This is a genomic window from Microcoleus sp. PH2017_35_SFW_U_B, from assembly GCF_020737865.1.
Lineage (GTDB): Bacteria > Cyanobacteriota > Cyanobacteriia > Cyanobacteriales > Microcoleaceae > Microcoleus.
In genome coordinates this window covers 83,269-101,875 of sequence record NZ_JAEQDE010000028.1, presented here as the reverse complement: position 1 = coordinate 101,875, position 18,607 = coordinate 83,269, and the positions used below count along the sequence as shown (strand labels likewise).

At 45.5% G+C, this 18,607-nt stretch carries 20 protein-coding genes, 1 tRNA gene and 1 pseudogene; 12 read left to right on the top strand and 10 right to left on the bottom strand.

From position 1 onward, the window contains the following. Window positions 1-25: 25 nt before the first annotated feature. The 3 genes from JGK36_RS06375 to JGK36_RS06365 all read left to right on the top strand — a co-directional run bounded on the left by JGK36_RS06375 (window position 26) and on the right by JGK36_RS06365 (window position 1,870). Window positions 26-577: a GNAT family N-acetyltransferase gene (locus JGK36_RS06375; protein ID WP_293152075.1), complete on the top strand. Its 552-nt coding sequence runs from the start codon at window positions 26-28 to the stop codon at window positions 575-577. A gap of 232 nt (window positions 578-809) precedes the next feature. After that, window positions 810-883: transfer RNA gene (locus tag JGK36_RS06370), tRNA-Pro, on the top strand. A 153-nt stretch (window positions 884-1,036) separates the two neighbouring features. Beyond that, on the top strand, window positions 1,037-1,870 hold the full coding sequence (locus JGK36_RS06365; RefSeq protein ID WP_293196949.1) for a Tic22 family protein: 834 nt from the start codon (window positions 1,037-1,039) through the stop codon (window positions 1,868-1,870). Window positions 1,871-2,152: 282 nt separating this feature from the next. Here JGK36_RS06365 and JGK36_RS06360 read toward each other — a convergent pair whose 3' ends face one another. Beyond that, entirely contained in the window at window positions 2,153-2,293 is a 141-nt protein-coding gene (locus tag JGK36_RS06360) for a hypothetical protein (RefSeq protein ID WP_293190884.1), read from the bottom strand. Window positions 2,294-2,321: 28 nt separating this feature from the next. Between JGK36_RS06360 and prmC the strand changes: the two genes are divergently transcribed. The 3 genes from prmC (at window position 2,322) to JGK36_RS06345 (ending at window position 4,950) form a co-directional block, all read left to right on the top strand. Beyond that, window positions 2,322-3,209, top strand: a complete 888-nt coding sequence (gene prmC / locus JGK36_RS06355; RefSeq protein WP_293196948.1) for a peptide chain release factor N(5)-glutamine methyltransferase — start codon at window positions 2,322-2,324, stop codon at window positions 3,207-3,209. Between the two features lie 177 nt (window positions 3,210-3,386). Then, the gene (locus tag JGK36_RS06350) at window positions 3,387-3,989 is read left to right on the top strand and encodes an L-threonylcarbamoyladenylate synthase (RefSeq protein WP_293181748.1); all 603 of its coding nucleotides are present in this window, start codon (window positions 3,387-3,389) and stop codon (window positions 3,987-3,989) included. Between the two features lie 25 nt (window positions 3,990-4,014). Then, the gene (locus tag JGK36_RS06345; protein ID WP_293181746.1) at window positions 4,015-4,950 is read left to right on the top strand and encodes a HAMP domain-containing sensor histidine kinase; all 936 of its coding nucleotides are present in this window, start codon (window positions 4,015-4,017) and stop codon (window positions 4,948-4,950) included. A gap of 295 nt (window positions 4,951-5,245) precedes the next feature. Here the strand turns inward: JGK36_RS06345 and JGK36_RS06340 are convergent, their stop codons facing one another. The 5 genes and pseudogenes from JGK36_RS06340 to ffh form a co-directional block, all read right to left on the bottom strand. Then, the gene (locus tag JGK36_RS06340) at window positions 5,246-5,734 is read right to left on the bottom strand and encodes a GNAT family N-acetyltransferase (protein WP_293181745.1); all 489 of its coding nucleotides are present in this window, start codon (window positions 5,732-5,734) and stop codon (window positions 5,246-5,248) included. Between the two features lie 444 nt (window positions 5,735-6,178). Next, window positions 6,179-7,162 (bottom strand): porphobilinogen synthase, encoded by a 984-nt coding sequence (hemB, locus tag JGK36_RS06335; RefSeq protein ID WP_293181743.1) that lies wholly within the window; start codon window positions 7,160-7,162, stop codon window positions 6,179-6,181. A 282-nt stretch (window positions 7,163-7,444) separates the two neighbouring features. Continuing rightward, a pseudogene (locus JGK36_RS06330) lies at window positions 7,445-7,989 on the bottom strand (Uma2 family endonuclease). Window positions 7,990-8,007: 18 nt separating this feature from the next. Then, complete coding sequence (locus tag JGK36_RS06325) at window positions 8,008-8,562, bottom strand: Uma2 family endonuclease (protein ID WP_293200848.1); 555 nt, start codon at window positions 8,560-8,562, stop codon at window positions 8,008-8,010. A 190-nt stretch (window positions 8,563-8,752) separates the two neighbouring features. After that, entirely contained in the window at window positions 8,753-10,174 is a 1,422-nt protein-coding gene (ffh, locus tag JGK36_RS06320; protein WP_293196947.1) for a signal recognition particle protein, read from the bottom strand. A gap of 225 nt (window positions 10,175-10,399) precedes the next feature. On the opposite strand from ffh, the gene JGK36_RS06315 reads away from it, so the two are divergent. Continuing rightward, the gene (locus JGK36_RS06315) at window positions 10,400-10,624 is read left to right on the top strand and encodes a type II toxin-antitoxin system HicA family toxin (protein WP_293181737.1); all 225 of its coding nucleotides are present in this window, start codon (window positions 10,400-10,402) and stop codon (window positions 10,622-10,624) included. Then, window positions 10,621-10,848 (top strand): type II toxin-antitoxin system HicB family antitoxin, encoded by a 228-nt coding sequence (locus JGK36_RS06310; RefSeq protein ID WP_293181735.1) that lies wholly within the window; start codon window positions 10,621-10,623, stop codon window positions 10,846-10,848. Before JGK36_RS06315 ends, JGK36_RS06310 begins: the two co-directional genes overlap by 4 nt. A gap of 242 nt (window positions 10,849-11,090) precedes the next feature. Here JGK36_RS06310 and JGK36_RS06305 read toward each other — a convergent pair whose 3' ends face one another. Then, window positions 11,091-12,548, bottom strand: coding sequence for an NB-ARC domain-containing protein (locus JGK36_RS06305; RefSeq protein WP_293196946.1), 1,458 nt, complete (start codon window positions 12,546-12,548; stop codon window positions 11,091-11,093). A gap of 155 nt (window positions 12,549-12,703) precedes the next feature. On the opposite strand from JGK36_RS06305, the gene JGK36_RS06300 reads away from it, so the two are divergent. The 4 genes from JGK36_RS06300 (at window position 12,704) to JGK36_RS06285 (ending at window position 14,832) form a co-directional block, all read left to right on the top strand. Next, window positions 12,704-13,213: a hypothetical protein gene (locus tag JGK36_RS06300; RefSeq protein ID WP_293181731.1), complete on the top strand. Its 510-nt coding sequence runs from the start codon at window positions 12,704-12,706 to the stop codon at window positions 13,211-13,213. A 3-nt stretch (window positions 13,214-13,216) separates the two neighbouring features. Next, entirely contained in the window at window positions 13,217-13,996 is a 780-nt protein-coding gene (locus JGK36_RS06295) for a Tat pathway signal protein (RefSeq protein ID WP_293196945.1), read from the top strand. An 83-nt stretch (window positions 13,997-14,079) separates the two neighbouring features. Continuing rightward, a complete protein-coding gene (locus JGK36_RS06290; RefSeq protein ID WP_293181727.1) occupies window positions 14,080-14,388 on the top strand; it encodes a hypothetical protein in 309 nt (102 codons plus the stop codon). Window positions 14,389-14,403: 15 nt separating this feature from the next. After that, on the top strand, window positions 14,404-14,832 hold the full coding sequence (locus JGK36_RS06285; protein ID WP_293181725.1) for a hypothetical protein: 429 nt from the start codon (window positions 14,404-14,406) through the stop codon (window positions 14,830-14,832). A gap of 39 nt (window positions 14,833-14,871) precedes the next feature. Here the strand turns inward: JGK36_RS06285 and JGK36_RS06280 are convergent, their stop codons facing one another. From JGK36_RS06280 to JGK36_RS06270, 3 genes are all read right to left on the bottom strand, one after another. Beyond that, a complete protein-coding gene (locus tag JGK36_RS06280; RefSeq protein WP_293196944.1) occupies window positions 14,872-16,353 on the bottom strand; it encodes a tetratricopeptide repeat-containing serine protease family protein in 1,482 nt (493 codons plus the stop codon). A 164-nt stretch (window positions 16,354-16,517) separates the two neighbouring features. Continuing rightward, window positions 16,518-17,123 carry a Uma2 family endonuclease gene (locus tag JGK36_RS06275; RefSeq protein ID WP_293181721.1) on the bottom strand — a complete coding sequence of 202 codons (606 nt, stop codon included), beginning with the start codon at window positions 17,121-17,123 and terminating at the stop codon, window positions 16,518-16,520. A 215-nt stretch (window positions 17,124-17,338) separates the two neighbouring features. Next, on the bottom strand, window positions 17,339-18,118 hold the full coding sequence (locus JGK36_RS06270; RefSeq protein ID WP_293181720.1) for a calcium-binding protein: 780 nt from the start codon (window positions 18,116-18,118) through the stop codon (window positions 17,339-17,341). Window positions 18,119-18,607: the final 489 nt, after the last annotated feature.

Sequence of the window (18,607 nt, the reverse complement as noted above, 5' to 3'; positions counted from 1 at the left end):
CTTCTACTACCTTAACCGCGCCTGCATGGGTTTTTGGAAAAACTTATTTAGTAGTTCTGAGTCTGCCTCTGTACCCCAAACAGCGGAATTTGAGGAAGATGTGGCTCTTGGGTTAGGCGATCCGCTTTCCCCAATGTTTCGCAAACCCGCCAGCGGCAACGCTCGCATCTTTTTTAGTTGCGATCGGGACATTGACCTCTACGAACTCGAAGAACTTTGTAATGCAGTGGGTTGGTCCCGCCGTCCCCTGCGTAAAGTCAAAAAAGCTATTGTGCACAGCTTCCTAGTCGTCTCTATGTGGGAGATACGGGGCAGCCAGCGACGGCTGGTCGGTTTCGCCAGAGCGACTTCAGACCATGCTTTTAATGCCACGCTTTGGGATGTGGTAGTTCATCCTGATTACCAGGGTAAAGGCATGGGCAAGGCACTGATGAAATACATCATTAAAAAACTCCGCAGTGAAGACATCAGCAACATTACCTTATTTGCTGACCCTCAGGTGGTGGATTTTTACCGAAATTTGGGCTTTATGTCCGATCCAGAGGGCATTAAAGGTATGTTTTGGTATCCAGATTAGCTCGTCCGGTGGAGGTCAGCATTGATTTGTTGAATAAATCCAATATTCAAGCTGTCAAACACCTCACAAGCCTGTGGGCTGCGGTCAGTTACGCTTTTATGTATCCCCGCAGCTTGTCAAGCCCCACAACCTTAAAAAAACTTCGACGTAGCTGCATCGAAAGCTAAAATTAAAAAAAAGCTTGACAAGCAGGTGGTTTTCTGCGTTAATGGTTAAGAGATAGCCAATACACCGGGATGTAGCGCAGCTTGGTAGCGCGCCTGCTTTGGGAGCAGGATGTCGCAGGTTCAAATCCTGTCATCCCGATCGCACAATTTTAAATAATAGATTCAAGCACAAACTGCGGCTGAGGTTTACATTTGTTGAAAATGCCAACCGATTGAGGTAGTTTTTGCCGATCGTGTCAAGGAGCCAGTCTTTGCGTTAATGTGTTTCAGGATCGCTCGGGAGTGGAAAAACATGAAATCATTAGTTCGTTTAGGCGCAATATTGGGGATTGTGGGCTGCACTCTGCTCGGCCCCTCGCCCATTGCCAAGATGTCTGCACTCGCATTGCCAGTGCCACAAGTTGTAGAAAAGTTAAGCCCGGTGCCGGTATTTACGATTACAGACGGTCAGAATGCGTTCTTCATCACTACTGTTCCCAAGCAAGGTCAGGGTCAAACTGGTAATGCTTCGGTAGCCAGAATTTTCATCAGCCAGAAAGATGCTCAAGCTTTTGTCGATCAACTGAAAACGGGAAATCCTCAGTTGGCGGCTTCGGCGCGCGTGACACCGGTGTCACTGGGGGAAATTTATCGGCTGGCTCAAGAAAATAAAGGCAAGCCGGATCAGGTGCTGTTTGCTTTTATTCCAGCAGCGCAGCAGGTACAGTCGGCGAAAACTATTCTTCAGCAGACTGGGCAACAAGTTAACGAGTTAAACGGTGTACCTCTGTTTTTGGCGAGAGGTGGCCCGGAAAATGGTTATCTGACGATTCAACGGGGCGGTAAAGAAGAGCTTCCTCTGTTTTTTAATAAGGAGGACTTGCAGGAAATGGTCGAACGTTTTAAGCAGCAGCAGCCGAACGTGACTGCCACAATCAAGATTGAGGTGGCGAACTTGGAGAGGATTTTGGAGGCTTTGGGTACTGAAAATGACCCGTCTTTGAGCCAAATGATTTTAATTCCGTCGCGGGAATCATTAGAATATCTGCGATCGCGCCAACCGGCTGGTGCTGGCCAAAATCCACAGGCTGCTCCATCTCCAGCTCGATCGGCTCCATCTCCAGCTCCAGCTCGACCGGCTCGCTAATAGTCATTAGTCATTAGTCATTGGTCATTGGTCATTAGTCATTGGTCATTGGTCATTAGTCATTGGTCATTGGTCATTGGTCATTAGTCATTGGTCATTAGTCATTAGTTACAGACAAGATATACTCAAAAATTGGTTTCATGTGCTACATAATTAGGTTTTGCGTTCGGGACTAAGTTGGTAGGTTGGATTGTTGCATTTCTCGACTCAACCTACTATTTATCAATTACCAATTACCAATTACCAATTACCAATTACCAATTACCAATTACCAATTACCAATTACCAATTACCAATTACCAATTCCCAATTACCAATTCCCAATTCCCAATTCCCAATTCCCAATTCCCAATTCCCAATTCCCAATTCCCAATTCCCAATTCCCAATTCCCAATTACCAATTCCCCATTCCCCATTCCCCATTCCCCATTCCCCATTCCCAAAAAGTCTTATGTTTGTTTCCGGTTTAGAGCTTTGGCAGTGGGTGAATCAAGCTAAGATTGATGCGATCGCCTCTGAGATTCCCCAAGTAGAACTCGACTGGCTGCTGCAAGAGCTGGCAGGTTTGGATAAGTTGGCTCTGCGTTTGGAGTCGTTTAAAGATTTGCCAAAAGTTCAATTAAAGTTGTCTGTATCAGAACTCGATCGACTTTGGCAGCGACGGTTGCAGGAACGGGTGCCGGTGCAGTATTTAACGGGAGTTGCACATTGGCGGGATTTTTCGCTGAAAGTAACGCCGGCGGTGCTAATTCCTCGTCCTGAAACGGAATTGCTGATCGATTTGGCTGTGGATGCTATGAAAAGCCATTCAGTGAATCCAACATCGGATTGGGTGGATTTGGGAACGGGTAGCGGGGCGATCGCGATCGGCTTGGCTTGTGCGTTGAAAAATACTACGATTCATGCAGTAGATTGCAGTTCGGAAGCTTTGGCAGTTGCTCGACTGAATGCTGAAAATTTAGGCTTTGGATCGCGAATTAATTTTTATCAAGGTTTGTGGTGGCAACCGCTAGAATTTCTCAAGGGTAAAGTTAGTGGCATGGTGTCTAACCCGCCTTACATTCCCAGCAGCACGGTGCTGACTCTGCAACCGGAAGTTTTGAAGCACGAACCTCACCTGGCTTTAGATGGCGGTTTAGACGGGTTAGATTGCATCCGGCATTTGGTAGAAACGGCTCCCGATTATTTAGAATCTGGGGGAGTTTGGTTGGTTGAGATGATGGCGGGACAAGAAACGGCGGTGGCTGATATGCTACAAAGTCACGGGAGTTACGGTGAAGTTCAGATATTTTCGGATTTGGCAGGAATCGATCGCTTTGCTTTAGCCTATCGTCTTTAGATTCCAAAAATATGCTGCAATTCTAAAATAGACTTGCATGGGATTTATTCGCTCTCCGATCTTGAAATTATCTGCGTCGATCTGTGTTGATCTGCTTGACATCTGTGGTTAACTTATCAATCAAAGATTTATGCAAAATCTAAAATCTAAAACCTAAAATCTACAATCTAAAATCGGATGACTCAAGTTTCGATCGCCTCCTTGATTCAAGGGGCAATTTCAGGAGATTATATTGTCAGCTTTCCTACCGATACTGTACCCGCTTTGGCGACGCGGCCCGATCGCGCGGAGTTGATTTTTGCAGCTAAAGGGCGCCGTCAAGACAAACCGCTGATTTTGATGGCTGCATCGGCTGAGGCTTTGTGGCCTTACGTGCAGGGGAGTCCAGCAGAGTTCAATTTGTGGCAGCAAATGGCCGCATCCTATTGGCCTGGGGCGTTAACTTTGGTGCTGCCGGCTTCGCCACTGGTGCCGGCTGCCATGAATGCGATCGATCGCACTACGATCGGAGTACGAGTGCCTAACTTTCCCCTTGCACTCCAGATTTTAGGGCAGACAGGCCCTTTGGCAACTACCAGTGCTAATTTATCAGGCCAAGCGCCTCTAGAGTCGGTGGCAGAAATTGAGGCACAGTTTCCCGAAGTTTTGACATTAGTTGCTACTGAATTAGCAACAGCGCCAACCGCACCGACGGCTTCGAGTTTGCCTTCGACTGTGGCTAAATGGACTGGTGGCGGTTGGGAAATATTGCGACAAGGCGCGATCGAGCTAGAATGCTAAAAGCTAAACTCCTAGGCAAAGTAATATGGCGCCGATCGGCTGGAGCGACTTGATATATTTAGGTATGGGACTCGGACTGGGTTTCGGAAGCAGTTTGATTTGGCGCAGGCAGCAAAAAAGCTCGCAACAGCCAGAACCTGCTCCCTATGTGCCTCCAACTCCTCAAGAAAATGATTTAGAGAAGTTTGATGCCCTTTCCGATCAACTGAAGCAAACTCAATTGGCTTATCAGATGGCATCGGAGATGAGTCTATTTAAGGCGGGCTTTTTGGCTCGAACTTCTCACGAGTTGCGATCGCCCCTGAGCACTATGATTGGTACGCTCCAATTAATTCTGTCGGATTTGTGCGACGATCCTGCTGAGGAGCGAGAGTTTGTCGAACAAGCTCACGTTGCAGCACTCAAGCTGGTGAAATTGATAGATGAAATTATCTCTGTTGCTAAAACTGAACACGGCACTGACACGATGGATATTGAGCCGATTCAGTTAGCTAAGGTTTTTGATGAAATTGATGATTTAACTTACTTACAAGCTGCTAATCGCAGCATTCGTCTGGAGATATTGCCACCCGATCCGGGCATTTATGTATTGGCAGATTTGCCGAGGTTTAGGCAAGTTTTAGTCAATTTGATAGATACTGCTATTGCTCAGATGGAGGAGGGAAGTATTTCTGTTTCTGCACATTCTTCGCCGGAATCTGGATGCGTTCATATTTGGGTGGACGATCAGCGCTCGGTTAGTGCTTGGAGCGAATCTTGGGATTTGCTGAAGCATGATTTGGAGTCGGATGCTACTAAGAGCAGCGATAATTCTCACGTCTCTTCTGGCATGAGGTTGTTGATGAATCAGACACTTTTAACTTTGATGAAGGGAAAGTTGGAAGTTTTGGCTGTGCCTTCTGAGTCGGAAGAGTCCAATTTTAACCGCACTCAATGTTCTATTCCTTTGGCAACTTTGTGATCGAGGAAGTTCGGCAACTGACTTTGTAACTGATTAATATCCATTCCGGCTTTGCCGAAATAATATAGAGGACACGGCAGTGCCGTGTCCCTACCGCGATCGATGGTAGGGAAACGACACTGCCGTGTCCTCCGTTTATATCATTCCGATCCTAACGGATTTGAGATAACTATCGCTCAATTAATTGTAGGAAAACGACTGTCTTGTGGCTGATTGTGGATAATAATTAATAAGTAGTAAGGTGCGCTGCGGCGCACCTACATTTTATAGATTTGGGTGGGACTTTTGTGCTGGTTTAGCAAATAGCAGTTAGCAATTCGCCTTTGCTAATTTCTAATTCGATATTCTCTTCTAAAAGCTGATTTTCAAGTACCATTGTAGTGCTGGCGTTATGCTGAAAACCGATGCGCTCGTAGAAGCTTTGTTTGTAAGTTGTCATCAGGTAAACTCGCTCTACTCGGCACATCCGAGGGTGACTCAAGACAGTTTGCACTAATTTGCGGCCGAGTCCTGCACCTTGGTAATCTGGATGAATGGCGACATCCCAGATGGTGGCTCGATAGATGCCGTCTGAGGTGGCTCTGGCAAAGCCGATCGCCTGCGGGCCATCCCAAACTGTCACAACTGGTTCGCTGTTGGCGATCGCAATTTCCCAATCTTCTATCTTGCGCGCCCTCGCCCAAAAGGCGGCGGCTTTAAATAGTTCTTGGATTTGTACTATGTCAACGCGATCGCGACTTGTGCAAAATTGAATCTGACTGGAATCCCTAGTCGTTGATGTCATGCTCAATGTGCCTGTAAGTTTTATCTAAACTGTGTTACTTTTACTGTCTTGCAGGAGTGAAAGTTAATTTTGCTTGGGAACGATCGATGATTGAATTCCCGATTTACAAAACTATTTTTATTTATACACAAAACGCAACTAATTTCCGTAATTATTAATACTTTTTTGTATAAAGATTAGACGGCGGTTGAAACCGCTTCTAGACAAGTGAAGTCCGCCTCCGCGGACTAAAGAAGATCGCGTAATTTGTACCTCCTTGTCTTCAACCCGCGGAGGTGGGTTTTGTGTGTATAGACGCGGTTTCAACCGCCCAGTATTCCTAAAGAAGATCGCGTAATTTTTACCTCCTTGTCTTCAACCCGCGGAGGCGGGTTTTGTTTGTATAGACGCGGTTTCAACCGCCCGGTATGCCGAACCCAAACATATTGGGGCATCACGAATGTCTCAGTTTTGCAGCCAGCGGGCGGCATCTTTGGCGTGATAAGTCAAAATCAAATCGGTACCAGCACGCTTGAATCCTGTCAAAGTTTCCATTACCACTCTTTCTTCATCAATCCAACCGTTGAGGGCGGCGGCTTTCACCATCGCGTATTCTCCAGAAACGTTGTAAGCAGCAACTGGCAAATTAGTGGCTTCCTTGACGCGCCAGATAATGTCCATGTACGCTAAAGCGGGTTTAACCATTAGCATATCCGCACCTTCAGCAATGTCCAGAGCAATTTCTTTGAGAGCTTCCCGGCCATTTCCTGGATCCATTTGATAGGTGCGCCGATCGCCAAATTGCGGAGCCGAATCCGCCGCATCCCGGAACGGGCCATAATAAGCTGAGGCATATTTTGCCGCGTAGGACATGATGGGAAGATCTTCAAATCCAGCCGAGTCCAATCCTTCGCGAATTGCTCCCACAAAACCATCCATCATTCCCGAAGGTGCAATAATATCTGCACCAGCTTGAGCTTGAGCAACGGCTGTTTTTTTCAGCAATTCTAGCGTCGGATCGTTCAAAACTCGGCCGCTTAAATCTCCGACTTCCAAATAGCCACAGTGACCGTGACTCGTATATTCGCACAGACAAGTATCGACCATAACAATTAAATCTGGTACGGCTGCTTTAACTGCTGCCGTCGCTTTTTGGACGATGCCACAATCGTGCCAAGCACCTGTCGCGTCTGTATCTTTGTCTGCGGGAATGCCGAATAAAATAATCGCGGGAATACCGAGATCGTAAACTTCTTTTGCTTCTTCTACGATTTTGTCTACCGATAGCTGGTAAACTCCGGGCATCGATCTGACTTCTTTGGCAAAAGCTTCCCCTGGTACGGCAAATAGGGGGTAAATTAAGTCGCTGGTTGTCAAGATATTTTCGCGTACCATCCGGCGGAGTTGGGGATGGTTGCGGAGGCGGCGGGGGCGGTGAGTTGGAAACATAATGTTTTTTTACGGTAGATTAAAGTCCGGATTTCTGGAATTAGCGACATTTGTTTAAAAGTCTAAAGCTTATTGTTGGTCGATCGCTCTCAAGCTACGTAAAGTTCTGTAAAACTCGTGATGTCCGTGGTTCGCAGTTAGGACTTGAGGCCAATGGCATTAAAAATCATCGCATCAAAAGCTGTAAGGTAACAGCTAAATCTATCGTGGCCTGACAAAGCCAAATATCTCTCTGGGCCAGAACTCGGGCGCCATCTTCTGGTATGGGGGCGTACAGGAAATTTAACGCCAAACTCGTCTTAAATTCAACACAAATCCCGGCAATACGTCTTCACCCGATAACTCGGTTGGATTAACCAGCCCAATCTCGCACCATTGTCAATATATTCTCGCATCTTTGTTTGGAGGGTGGAGAGACTGTCAGATGCCGATCGCAATTCTACTACAAAGTCGGGACATAGGGGAACGAAGCCTTTTCGTTCTTTTGCAGTTAGTGCTTCCCAGCGAGCTCGACTCACCCAAGAAGCATCGGGAGAACGGGTTGCACCGTTAGGAAGGATGAATCCTCCCGAAGAGTCAAAGCCTTCTCCTAAATCTTCGTGTGTTTCGCACCAGTTGCCGAGTTGCCCGCTGATGCTGAGGTTGCGGCTACTGGATTCGCCTCCTGTGGGTGGATTCACTATTAATTCTCCTTGTGCGGTTCTTTCTAATCTCAAGTCGGGATTTGCGAATACTAAGGCCTCGAATTGGTCGCCGGTGACGGTTAGGGCGATCGAATTCGGCACTTCTAGAGATATGGTTTCTAGTTGAGTAAATGTTTGTACCATAGCAACTTCTCCGTAAATTTAACCCCAAACTCGCCTTAAATTCAACACAAATCCTGGCAATACATCCTCTCCCGACAACTCGGTTGGATTAATTAATATTAACCAGCCCAATCTCGCACCATTGTCAATATATTCTCGCATCTTTGTTTGGAGGGTGGAGAGACTGTCAGATGCCGATCGCAATTCTACTACAAAGTCCGGACATAGGGGAACGAAGCCTTTTCGCTGTTTGGGTGTCAAGGCTTCGAGGCGTTCTCGACTCACCCAGGAAGCGTCGGGAGAACGGTTAGCACCGTTAGGAAGGATGAATCCTCCCGAAGAGTCAAAACCCGATCCTAAATCCTCGTTGTCATCGCACCAGCGAGCAAGTTGCCCGGTAATGTTGAAATTCCTTTCGCTGGATTCTCCGCCGGTGGGTGGATTCACTATTAATTCTCCTTCTGTGGTTCTTTCTAATCTTAAGTCGGGATTTGCCAATGCTAGGGCCTCGAATTGCTCGCAACTTACAAGCAGGGCGATCGAATTCGGCACTTCTAGAGATATGGTTTCTGGTTGAGTAAATGTTTGTACCATATTCAATTGCAGCCTTTTTTGGGTAAAAATTGGTAACAAAAAAACTATTGTGTAGGGTGCGTCGCTATGAGCTTTTCAAGCTGATGTGCAAATTATCAATAGCGACGCACCCTACGGTTTCCATAGGTTTGTAGTGAGGACTTCAGTCCGCATCAAAGAGAGGACTGAAGTCCTAACTACGAACCATTTTTTACAACTGACCAAAACCTTTTTTAGGCTTGTTTTTTTTCTTTTTCTTCTGGCCGCCCATTCCCTGCATTCCTTGCATTCCCGGCATTCCCGGCATTCCCGGCAATCCTCCCATTCCTGTAAAGTTACCTTGACTCATTTGCTGCATCATGGTACGCATTTTTTGGAAGTCACTAACGAGTTTTGTTACGTCGTTTTCTGCGTAGCCTGCGCCTTTTCCGATGCGGCGGCGGCGGGATGGAGAACTTGCTAAAAGTTCGGGATTGCGGCGTTCTTCAGTTGTCATGGAATTAATCATGGCTTCGGTGCGTTTTAATTGCACTTCTCCCTGCCGCATTTGTTCATCGGTGAGTTTGTTCATCCCCGGAATCATTTTCATGATGCCGCCTAGGGAACCCATATTTTTTAGTAGTCTGGTTTGCTTGAGAAAGTCGGTAAAGTCAAACTTTGCCGTGAGCATTTTCTCTTGCATTTTTTCGGCATCGGCGATGTCGAATTCTTCTTGAGCTCTTTCGACTAGCGTCAAGACATCGCCCATACCAAGAATTCTCGATGCCATGCGATCGGGATAAAATGGTTGCAATGCTTCCACTTTTTCACCAACGCCGACAAATTTAATTGGCGCGCCGGATATTTGCCGCACTGATAGCGCTGCACCGCCGCGACTGTCGCCGTCTAATTTGGTTAAGATGGCGCCGGTAATGCCGATTTGGTCGTGAAAAGTGCGGGTTAAATTCGCTGCTTCTTGGCCGGTCATGGCATCAACAACTAACAGCGTTTCGTGGGGTTGTACTGTTTGTTTGATGCGAAGCAATTCGGCCATCATGTCTTGGTCGATTTGCAGGCGGCCTGCTGTATCGACGATGATTGTATCGACGCCTAGTTGTTTGCCATGTTCGATGCCTTGGCGGGCAATTTCTACGGGGTCAGTATCTGTACCTAATTCAAATACTGGTACGTCGATTTGTTTGCCGAGAGTCAGCAATTGGTCGATCGCCGCTGGTCGATAAATGTCGGTGGCGACTAGCAGTGCGGTAAGATTTTGCTTGCGGAGGTGCAGCGCTAGTTTGGCGGTGGCTGTGGTTTTCCCGGTTCCTTGCAAACCGGCCATCAGGATGACTGTGGGCCCGGATTCGGCGGTGGCGAGGGGTACGTTGGTTTCCCCCATGACGCGGACGAGTTCGTCGTGGACGATTTTGATGAATTGTTGGTCGGGACGGACGCCTGAAACGACTTCTGCGCCTTGTGCTTTGGCCGCTACCTCTGAGATGAAGTTTTTGACGACTTGGAGGTTGACATCGGCTTCCAGGAGGGCGCGGCGGACTTCTTTGAGCGCGTCTTGGATGTTGCTCTCGGAGATTTTATTTTGTCCGCGCAGTTTTTTCCAGGTGGATTCGAGTCGATCGGCAAGGGCTTCAAACATAGGGCATTGTTGGCTAGTCAGTCTTTTTCATTTTAGGGCTAAATGGGGCTTTTTGGATTAATGTTTTGCTAAAAGTTAGATTTTTTATTTTTTAACCGCTGATGAACGCGGATTAACGCTGAAACTACTTCAAATTCATGTAGTAGGGTACGTTTGTCCAAACCCTACTTTCTGGAATATGATTAAAGTATTTTCGTCGCCTAGCCACAATTTTAATGTCTGTTTATGCCCAAAAAGATTCGAGAACTCAAAAGCCTGCTGCTAAAAGCTGGGTTTACTTATCGTTCGGCAAAAGGCAGCCATACAAGATGGGTTCATCCTTTACTACCTACTGAACCAATTACCATTGCTGGCAATGATGGCGATGATGCGAAACTGTATTTAGAGAGAGAAGTTAATCGAAAACTTGGAATATTGAAAGCAATTGAAGAAGAGGAACCTGAATCATGAAATTACCTTATATAATTGTTATTCAATGGTCGGATGAAGATAACTGCTATCTAGTTCACTTACCTGATTTTCCATCTCAGCAGTTCCACACTCATGGAGATACCTACGAAGCCGCTTTGCAGAATGCAGTAGAGGTATTAGAGCTTTTAGTTGAAGAATATCAGGTAGATGGTAAATCTCTCCCAGAACCTAAAACTTTAGTAGAAAATTTGCTGTTTGCTTGAATATAGATTTGAAGAGATCGCCATTCCCCAAAAATAGGCGATCGCTCTTTTATGTAGAAGGGCGATCGTTGTTATTGATTTTTTTATTTTTTAACCGCTGATGAACGCAGATTAACGCTGATGTGTTTGGATGTTTTACAGTTATAACCTCGCTATCAACTGTTTGCTGTCAACTGTCAACTATCAACTGCCTGCCCTGAGCGTAGCCGAATGGTCAACTGTCAACTGTCAACTGTCAACTGTCAACTGTTTAAGTATTCTGCGATCGCCCGTTGGAGTGTAAATAGGGTTCGATCGCCCTTTTGGACTTTTTCGATTAATAACCGCCGTCTCAAGGATTCGACGGCTTTTAGGAATTCGGAAGGGGATAATTCGAGCAGGGCTGGCTTTTTGGAGATTTCGACTGGTTTGTTTTGATTTGCCAACCAGGACATGACTTGTTTTTCGGTGTCAGACAAGCGCTGAAAATGTTGGTGCAATAAATATTCTAAGTCTCCTAAAACTAGGCTATCATAGGATAAAAAATCTGAAACATTGCCGTTAAATAAGTCTTGAATTGCAGCGGCTACTGTATTTAACCACAAGGGATTGCCTTGGTAAAGGTCGATTAATTCTGACCATTTTTCTGATTCTGATAGGCCTTTTTCTGTGAATATTTCTCGCGCTGATTCGCCTAAACCATTGAGTTGCAATGTTTGACAATTTTTCTGGTGGCTTTCTAATGCGGCAATTTCTCTGGGTTTTTCCCAACTAATCAAGATTATGCAACTGTTGTGGCATGATTCTGCTATTTGTTTGAAGAATGCGCCATAGTTTTCATAGCCTGGTTTGTAGTTTCCTGCTAGTTGTTGGCTGCTGAAGATTGTTTGGACATCATCGAGGATGATGAGACAGCGCTGCGATCGTAAATGGTGGATTACCCCCCCCAACCCCCCCTTGCTAAGGGGGGGAGAAAGAGGTTGAATCTCTTCGCCACGCCTGGGAGAAGCAGGCTGAATCTCTTCGCCCCCCCTTGATAAGGGGGAATTGGGGGGGTTAGTTTCTTGCTGCTGGGAGAGGAATTTAATTATGTCGGTTTGGAGTGATGCGAGGGGTGGCGCGTCGCGGAGGCTTCGCCAGATAATGCAGTCGAATTCGTGTTGAATTTGTGGGATTAGTTCGAGAGTCAGGGCGGTTTTGCCAATACCGGATAAGCCGAGGATGGTGATGAGGCGGGTGCGGCTTAAAATCCAGTTTTCGAGGGTTGTGAGTTCGGATTTGCGATCGAAAAATGTCGAGATTTCTGGTGCGTCGCCTAAGTCGATGCGGGGCTGTTTTGCTGTTGGTTCGGGGTTTTGGGGTGTTTTGGGCGATCGCACTTTTTCAGGACAAACATTAAGGTTTTTATTAACTGTTATATTCTCACCTGTTATATTTTCAACAATACTTGATTTATAATTATAAACTATACCCTTTTCTAATACAGCCCTAAAATTATTTTTAGTAATATTTTTTTTCAATCCTTTAGAAAGTGTTTTCCAAAGGTCCGATCCGACATTTCTGACATGACTTGGACTTGAGTAAACTTCTTGAGCAATTTGCGTGTAAGTTGCGTCTTCTAATGTTCCCCGCAGAATAGCATCTTGCACATAATCTAAATGCTTTCCCGTCTTAGCAAAAATTAGCTGATCTGCCAGTGTCAAGACTTCTGCAATATCCATAGATTCGGGAAAAGCTGGAGTTTACGCCATTCATTATACCTGACATTTCGTACAATCGTGACATTTTTGATTTTGTCATCTATCTAAAGTCAGGATTTTTCCTACACAGCTCATCCTTTATATTAGTTCGTTAAGGTGTTAGCAGGATATTTTATATGAAGCGAGTTCGTTGGCTCAGCGGTTTGTTCTCGGCTGGGGTATTGTCTTTTAGTTTAGCGACTGTTGGGGCACAAGTGGCCCAGGCCCAGCGGCCTATTCCTTTGGCTGACCTGCCATGTGTTAAGCGATCTGGTTACTGGAAGAGTGACCAACGAGATATTTCTGTAGGCAGACAAATTTACACCACTGTTTTATATATTCAAAATGGTACTGCTATAACTTGTAGGCTTGCTGGTGGCCCCGCTTCTCTCCGACTGGAGTTTGCGATTCCTGACACCGAAAACTCCCCACCAGCACGAATAGATGTTTATGTAGACGGAAATCAAGTAGCTTCTCGCACTGGTGATGGAGGTCAAGTAAATACAATGCTAGTAGATATTAGCAATGGCAAAAGTCTAGCAGTAGAAGTATTTTGTGCTAGAGCCACAAATTGTCAGAGTTTTACTCCCTACTACTTTATGAAAGCTCAAATTGAGCCGGGGGCAAGCTCTCCAGGGAGAAGATAAATTATGAGTATTAGCCGCCGTCAATTTAATCGTATCATCATCTGGGGTGGCGCTTCTTTTGCTGCTTCCGCCACATCCGGCATCTTTTTCCCCAAACCCGCCGAAGCTTATTCCCTAGAATTTCCGATTAGTGCTTTATCAGCCGATCGCGTTTTCAACGGTATTCAAAAATATTGTGGAGCACAACCCATCCCCGGCGTTCTCTCACCGATCGTACAAGGCAATAGTAATGTTAGCAGTAAAATAGAATCAGCCGCCGCCAACGCTATTCGCACCGCAGACAAAGAATTTGTCAACCGCAATTTTACCAGTAAAAGAACCGAATTAGCCGTAACTGGCAGCGGTTCTAATTTTGCATCAGATACCAGTCGGCTGTGGGGGCGGCAAAGACAGGATAAAGTCGGCCCGAATGTTGGTTTTGGCTTCGTCCAAAAATGGGAAGATCAATACAGCGATGCCAAAATTTCTGGGCCGACAATGTGCGCTATTCATAACGCTCAAAGAGTCTTAGCCGATCAAAGATTAACACCGCCAGAAATCGCCGCTTCTATCTTACCAACGCGATCGCGATTGGATGATTGGGGCTCTTGGGGAGGGGATGCCGATGCGTCTGCTGGGAGGAATCCCGGTGCTGTTTTTGCTCAATACGATACAGCCGCCGGGACGGTGACATCTCGCTATGATTTAGTTGAACCGGGGCCGAGAGGTTTTGGGCGGGTTGAGTATACTATTGAAGCGGAAAATCAGCCTCGGCGGGTGATTTTGGTGACGGTGAGGTTTTAGGGGAAAAGGTAATACTAGATCCGGGTTAAATATCCCCTATCGCTGTCTAGTATAATAAAATAATCCCGATCGCATACAACCGAATGGAATCTCTACCCAATAACTGGGCGGACATTCAGCCTGACATCGTATATCAAACGCTGGCTGATATGCTAGTATCTTTTAGCAAAAAGCAAATCCGCCTCGGCCAAAGATACGATGGAACCAATAAACATCTCAAAGCTATTCAAAATGGTAGAGTACCGCCCGATGGTAATATGGGTCTTGTTCCTTCGGAACAAGAAGGATACGATCTCAAATCTAAGGTGTTAGGATCGGGTGGAGATTATCGCTATCATGGAAAGTTTATTGAAGGAGTTTTACACTTTCCTGGTGTCAAAACAAGTCATTAACGGAGAATTAAGCTGATGAGTGCAGTAACTTTGACCGATCGCCAAATTTGGGATGAACTTGCTAAACTCTTAGCACCTATTAATATAGATCGCATCGCCACCCAACATTTAGAAGCCTGCAATTACACAATAAGAGGTTACTGGGATAGCAATAACAAATTTTACGAAGAAATTGCTTTAATTCATCCAATCTGTGCGGATCTAATCGGTCGATCGATAGGCACAAATCTCACCAACAACCACCCGAATTCTGACTGGATTAAACTGAAAATTTTACTCAAAGCAGATCTATCTGCTAGCAAAAAGGACTTAGTTAACGATGAGGAAGATGATGAAATTGGCGAACTCACTCTAATTTTAGATACCAATCTCAAAGTTATTGATGAAAACTGGTCGATCGACCTAGAATCTCCTTTTGTTATTGCCAAAATTCAACCAAATTAGCAGCATTCTGCTTAAAGTACGATGATTAGATCGTAACGTTTATTGTCTTTGCAGTTGCCCAATCAAATCTAATGCTTTTTGAGCATCTGCATTCATTCCTTGAGCCTTAAATAAACGAGCCGCTTGCTGCAAATCGGCGATCGCCCCTTGTCTATCTCCCATTCTCACTAACGTAATTCCTCGGTTAGCAAAAGCCTTTGCATAACTGGGATTGAGTTGAATTGCTTGAGTATAATCAGCTAAGGCAGAGCGATCGTTATTGATGCGAAATAGCGCCAATCCTCGGTTAAAATAAGTGTTAGCGCGACCGGGATTAATTTGCAGCGCCTGATTGAAATCGTCGATCGCCCCTTTTTGATCGCCCAAGTCCGAAAGCGCTAATCCTCGGTTGTTGTAAGCCGCGGCAAAGTTTCGATCCAAGCGGATGACTTGAGTATAATCGGCGATCGCCCCCGGTTTATCTCCCAATGCCGACAACACCAGCCCCCGATTGTAGTAAGCATCGACATAACTGGCATTTAGGGCGATCGCCTTGCTATAATCAGCGATACTCTTGGGCATTTGTCTCAAATCAAAATAAGCCAGTGCTCGATAAAAATAAGCTTCTACATAATCCGATTGAGTTTGAATCGCTTGGTTAAAATCGGCAACAGCACCTGACAAATCTCCCTTGTCAAATCGAGTTAAACCGCGAACATAATAAGTCTTAGCATCTTGCGGATTGTTCAGTTTCAGAGGTGCAGTAGCAGTTGGAGAGGTATTTATCAAAAGAGCCGATCGATTTAACCCAGCCTCGGATAATTTAGATAGAAAAGTGTTGATAGGAATTGCTGAATTAAATCCCGTTTTGGAGATAGCATCTATAGATGCTCCTGTATCATTTGTCGAAAAATCTAGTTCGCCTTCTCCATGAATCCCAACTACGCGCCCTTCCCCATCAAATACAGGCCCTCCACTCATTCCTTTTTGAGTTATGGCAGTATAACGCAAGGTATAACCGCGCTTATGAGTCGGAGAACGACTGGTAACAAAACCCTGTGTAAACTCAGGATTCGGCTGATTTCTCGATCTATTATTTGGATAGCCAATCACAAAAATTTGTGTACCGCTTTCTGCTTGTAGGGAATCGCCTAAAGTTACAACTCGATAAGTTTCTGTACTGTTAAATGTTGCGACTGCTAAATCCAGTTCGTTATCGGTTTTTTGTAATGGTATAACACGGGTTACTTGATGTTCTTTTCCCGTAGAACTGCGAATCTTATAGGTAGCTTTACTATTTGGAACAACGTGCTTAGCTGTCAAAACCGTGTAAGTCGTGCCTTGTTTGGCAATGATAAATCCCGTCCCGCTACGACCATCTGTTCCATTAATTTGAAGGGTGACTGATTCAGCAATTTTAGCAATTTCTTGGGGAGTTTTTGCGAAAACTGGTGCTGCTGCAAAGACGACTATTCCTGCCACCGTTACTGTTCCTGCTAGGATGCTGGCGAGGGAATCAAACCGCGAATAATCCCTATTCATAGATGATTGCTGAAGACTAAGATTTTTTATACTCCGAATAGTATAGATGAAAATCTAATATTTTAAAACCAGAAAGCCTGGAGGAGATTTTTAGGCGATCGCGATTTTTATGACATTTCGTACATTTCGTAATTTTGCCATATTTTACTTGTGGATATTCTAGGTTAGCAGCCTCGCACTGCGTCCCGAAACACTTTCAAAGCTTCTTTTTCTTCCGACATTTGCAGACATTTCCCCAGCAATTCTAGATCCAAATCCGGCAACAGCATACTCCGAGAAACTAGCTCGTAACCCTCCGAGTTCAGTTGGTAAATCGAAAACACTCCGTCTTCCCAAAACCAAACTTCCGCTACGTTAAATCTGCGGTAGTATTCCAGTTTGTTGATTGTTCCGCTAGTAAAAGTAACTTCGATCGCCAAATCGGGTGTTTCTCGCCTCCGCCGGTCTTCGCCAAAGTAGTAAGATAAATCTGGTTCCTTGCTGCTGCCTTTTGTTTCCCCTTGGAGTGTAGCGCTACCCGTCGGTCTAAAACTCATATCTTTTTCTAAAAAGAATTGACCTAGCAGCAATGCCAGCAGGCATTTAATGGTTTCGTGTTCCGGCGAAAGTGTCATAATTTCTACATATCCGTCGAGGTAAGACAAGCGAACACTGCGAGTGTACTCTAGCAAGGAATCGAGAGCTTTGAACTGCTCCCAAGTCATTGATAGCGGCAAAATCAACCGCTGTTCTGGGAGTGCAGTCAATGGGGGGTGAATTGTAGCGGTCATTTATACTTTCCCCGAGTTTGAGTTTCCTACTTCTAGATTAGCTTAAAAACTATCTAAATGGAGAACTGTTTTAATATCAATCTTGCCAAATCCGCGATATCTGTAGGGACACGGCAGTGCCGTTTCCCTACCCAAAACTAGGACACGGCAGTGCCGTTTCCCTACCTGGAACTAGGACACGGCAGTGCCGTTTCCCTACCTGGAATTATCAATAGCTAAGCCAAAAACTGAAATTGAGAACCGTTAACTGCCAGAGCAAACGGACTCGCCGGTTCAAATGCACCGATAAGTTCAAAGTTATTCGTGTTTAAAACTATCCCCACAATCTGTCCATTTATTGCGTTTTCAATCACCATGTCGTTGATAATTCCGTCATTGTCGTAAGCAATCAAATTGTCGTCAGTGAAGATGAGGTCTAATTCTGTTAAACCGTCAGTCAAACCAATGCGATCGCCCTCGTCAAAGTTAAAATCGGTAATGACATCGGCTCCATTGACTCCAGGCTGTTCGTTGCTTCTGAGGATAAATATGTCAGCACCAAGGCCTCCCGTGAGTACGTCAATTCCCCGATCGCCCGCCAAGAAATCGTTGCCGTCATTGCCCTCTAAATCGTCGTCTCCTTGCCCTCCCCGCAGGATATCGTTCCCGGCCCCCCCAAAGATTAGGTCGTTGCCGCTGTCGCCCCTAACTACGTCGTTGCCATCATTTCCATCCACACCATCGTTACCTTTACCGCCGTAAATGATGTCATTTCCGCCGCCACCACCGATAATATCGTCCCCATTATTCCCTAATAGGCGCTCGTTGGAATCCGACGAACCTGCGATCGTATCGTTGCCGTCTAGTCCCCAAACTCCCCAGGGAAAAGACGACAAATTTCCATTCTCTACATCAATGTCATCTGATGTAGCGAATCCCAAAAGACGCGGCCCGCCGCCAGAAAATACAGGAAATCCGGTGAAATCGCCGATGAGATTGTTAAGCGTTAAAGCCATAGATATGTCCTTTCAAAAGTGTTCCTACCTTTATTATATATTTTAATTATTCCATTGCCCAATAGCAACTTTATGGGTTTTGCTTTTAATAGTGCTGTCCCCGCTCGCGATTTGTAGAATACGCGAGCTCTTGAAGTGCTCGCACTATAAAAAAAAATGCTTTTTACAAAACTGAGATGCTCCCGTTTGATTGGCTAAATTAGTGGCTCGCAACCTGCTTGCCACTTGCCAATTACAAATTACCAATTCAATTATCAATGCCCAATTCCAATTACCGGGCCTGTTCTTCATTCAACCGAAAGCTGCCATATATCTCGCCTGTGAGTCAAATATAGCCTTTCTCAAAAAGATGAGGTATGGCTGACGGCTTCTATAACCACATAAAAGAGGGCCCAAGCCCAACAACGTACCTGATATTTCTGAGAACCGCTATAGCATTAGTCGCTGACACTATCCACTACGGCACACCACTTATAATGGGTGTTACCA

What these genes read in the sequence shown, in the direction of transcription:
- JGK36_RS06270 (WP_293181720.1), bottom strand. Translation starts at nt 18,118, where the DNA reads ATGGCTTTAACGCTTAACAATCTCATCGGCGATTTCACCGGATTTCCT.
- JGK36_RS06300 (WP_293181731.1), top strand. Translation starts at nt 12,704, where the DNA reads ATGAAGCGAGTTCGTTGGCTCAGCGGTTTGTTCTCGGCTGGGGTATTG.
- prmC (WP_293196948.1), top strand. Translation starts at nt 2,322, where the DNA reads ATGTTTGTTTCCGGTTTAGAGCTTTGGCAGTGGGTGAATCAAGCTAAG.
- JGK36_RS06375 (WP_293152075.1), top strand. Translation starts at nt 26, where the DNA reads ATGGGTTTTTGGAAAAACTTATTTAGTAGTTCTGAGTCTGCCTCTGTA.
- JGK36_RS06280 (WP_293196944.1), bottom strand. Translation starts at nt 16,353, where the DNA reads ATGAATAGGGATTATTCGCGGTTTGATTCCCTCGCCAGCATCCTAGCA.
- JGK36_RS06295 (WP_293196945.1), top strand. Translation starts at nt 13,217, where the DNA reads ATGAGTATTAGCCGCCGTCAATTTAATCGTATCATCATCTGGGGTGGC.
- JGK36_RS06285 (WP_293181725.1), top strand. Translation starts at nt 14,404, where the DNA reads ATGAGTGCAGTAACTTTGACCGATCGCCAAATTTGGGATGAACTTGCT.
- JGK36_RS06325 (WP_293200848.1), bottom strand. Translation starts at nt 8,562, where the DNA reads ATGGTACAAACATTTACTCAACCAGAAACCATATCTCTAGAAGTGCCG.
- JGK36_RS06345 (WP_293181746.1), top strand. Translation starts at nt 4,015, where the DNA reads ATGGCGCCGATCGGCTGGAGCGACTTGATATATTTAGGTATGGGACTC.
- JGK36_RS06290 (WP_293181727.1), top strand. Translation starts at nt 14,080, where the DNA reads ATGGAATCTCTACCCAATAACTGGGCGGACATTCAGCCTGACATCGTA.
- JGK36_RS06275 (WP_293181721.1), bottom strand. Translation starts at nt 17,123, where the DNA reads ATGACCGCTACAATTCACCCCCCATTGACTGCACTCCCAGAACAGCGG.
- JGK36_RS06340 (WP_293181745.1), bottom strand. Translation starts at nt 5,734, where the DNA reads ATGACATCAACGACTAGGGATTCCAGTCAGATTCAATTTTGCACAAGT.
- ffh (WP_293196947.1), bottom strand. Translation starts at nt 10,174, where the DNA reads ATGTTTGAAGCCCTTGCCGATCGACTCGAATCCACCTGGAAAAAACTG.
- JGK36_RS06305 (WP_293196946.1), bottom strand. Translation starts at nt 12,548, where the DNA reads ATGGATATTGCAGAAGTCTTGACACTGGCAGATCAGCTAATTTTTGCT.
- JGK36_RS06350 (WP_293181748.1), top strand. Translation starts at nt 3,387, where the DNA reads ATGACTCAAGTTTCGATCGCCTCCTTGATTCAAGGGGCAATTTCAGGA.
- JGK36_RS06315 (WP_293181737.1), top strand. Translation starts at nt 10,400, where the DNA reads ATGCCCAAAAAGATTCGAGAACTCAAAAGCCTGCTGCTAAAAGCTGGG.
- JGK36_RS06310 (WP_293181735.1), top strand. Translation starts at nt 10,621, where the DNA reads ATGAAATTACCTTATATAATTGTTATTCAATGGTCGGATGAAGATAAC.
- JGK36_RS06365 (WP_293196949.1), top strand. Translation starts at nt 1,037, where the DNA reads ATGAAATCATTAGTTCGTTTAGGCGCAATATTGGGGATTGTGGGCTGC.
- JGK36_RS06360 (WP_293190884.1), bottom strand. Translation starts at nt 2,293, where the DNA reads ATGGGGAATGGGGAATGGGGAATTGGTAATTGGGAATTGGGAATTGGG.
- hemB (WP_293181743.1), bottom strand. Translation starts at nt 7,162, where the DNA reads ATGTTTCCAACTCACCGCCCCCGCCGCCTCCGCAACCATCCCCAACTC.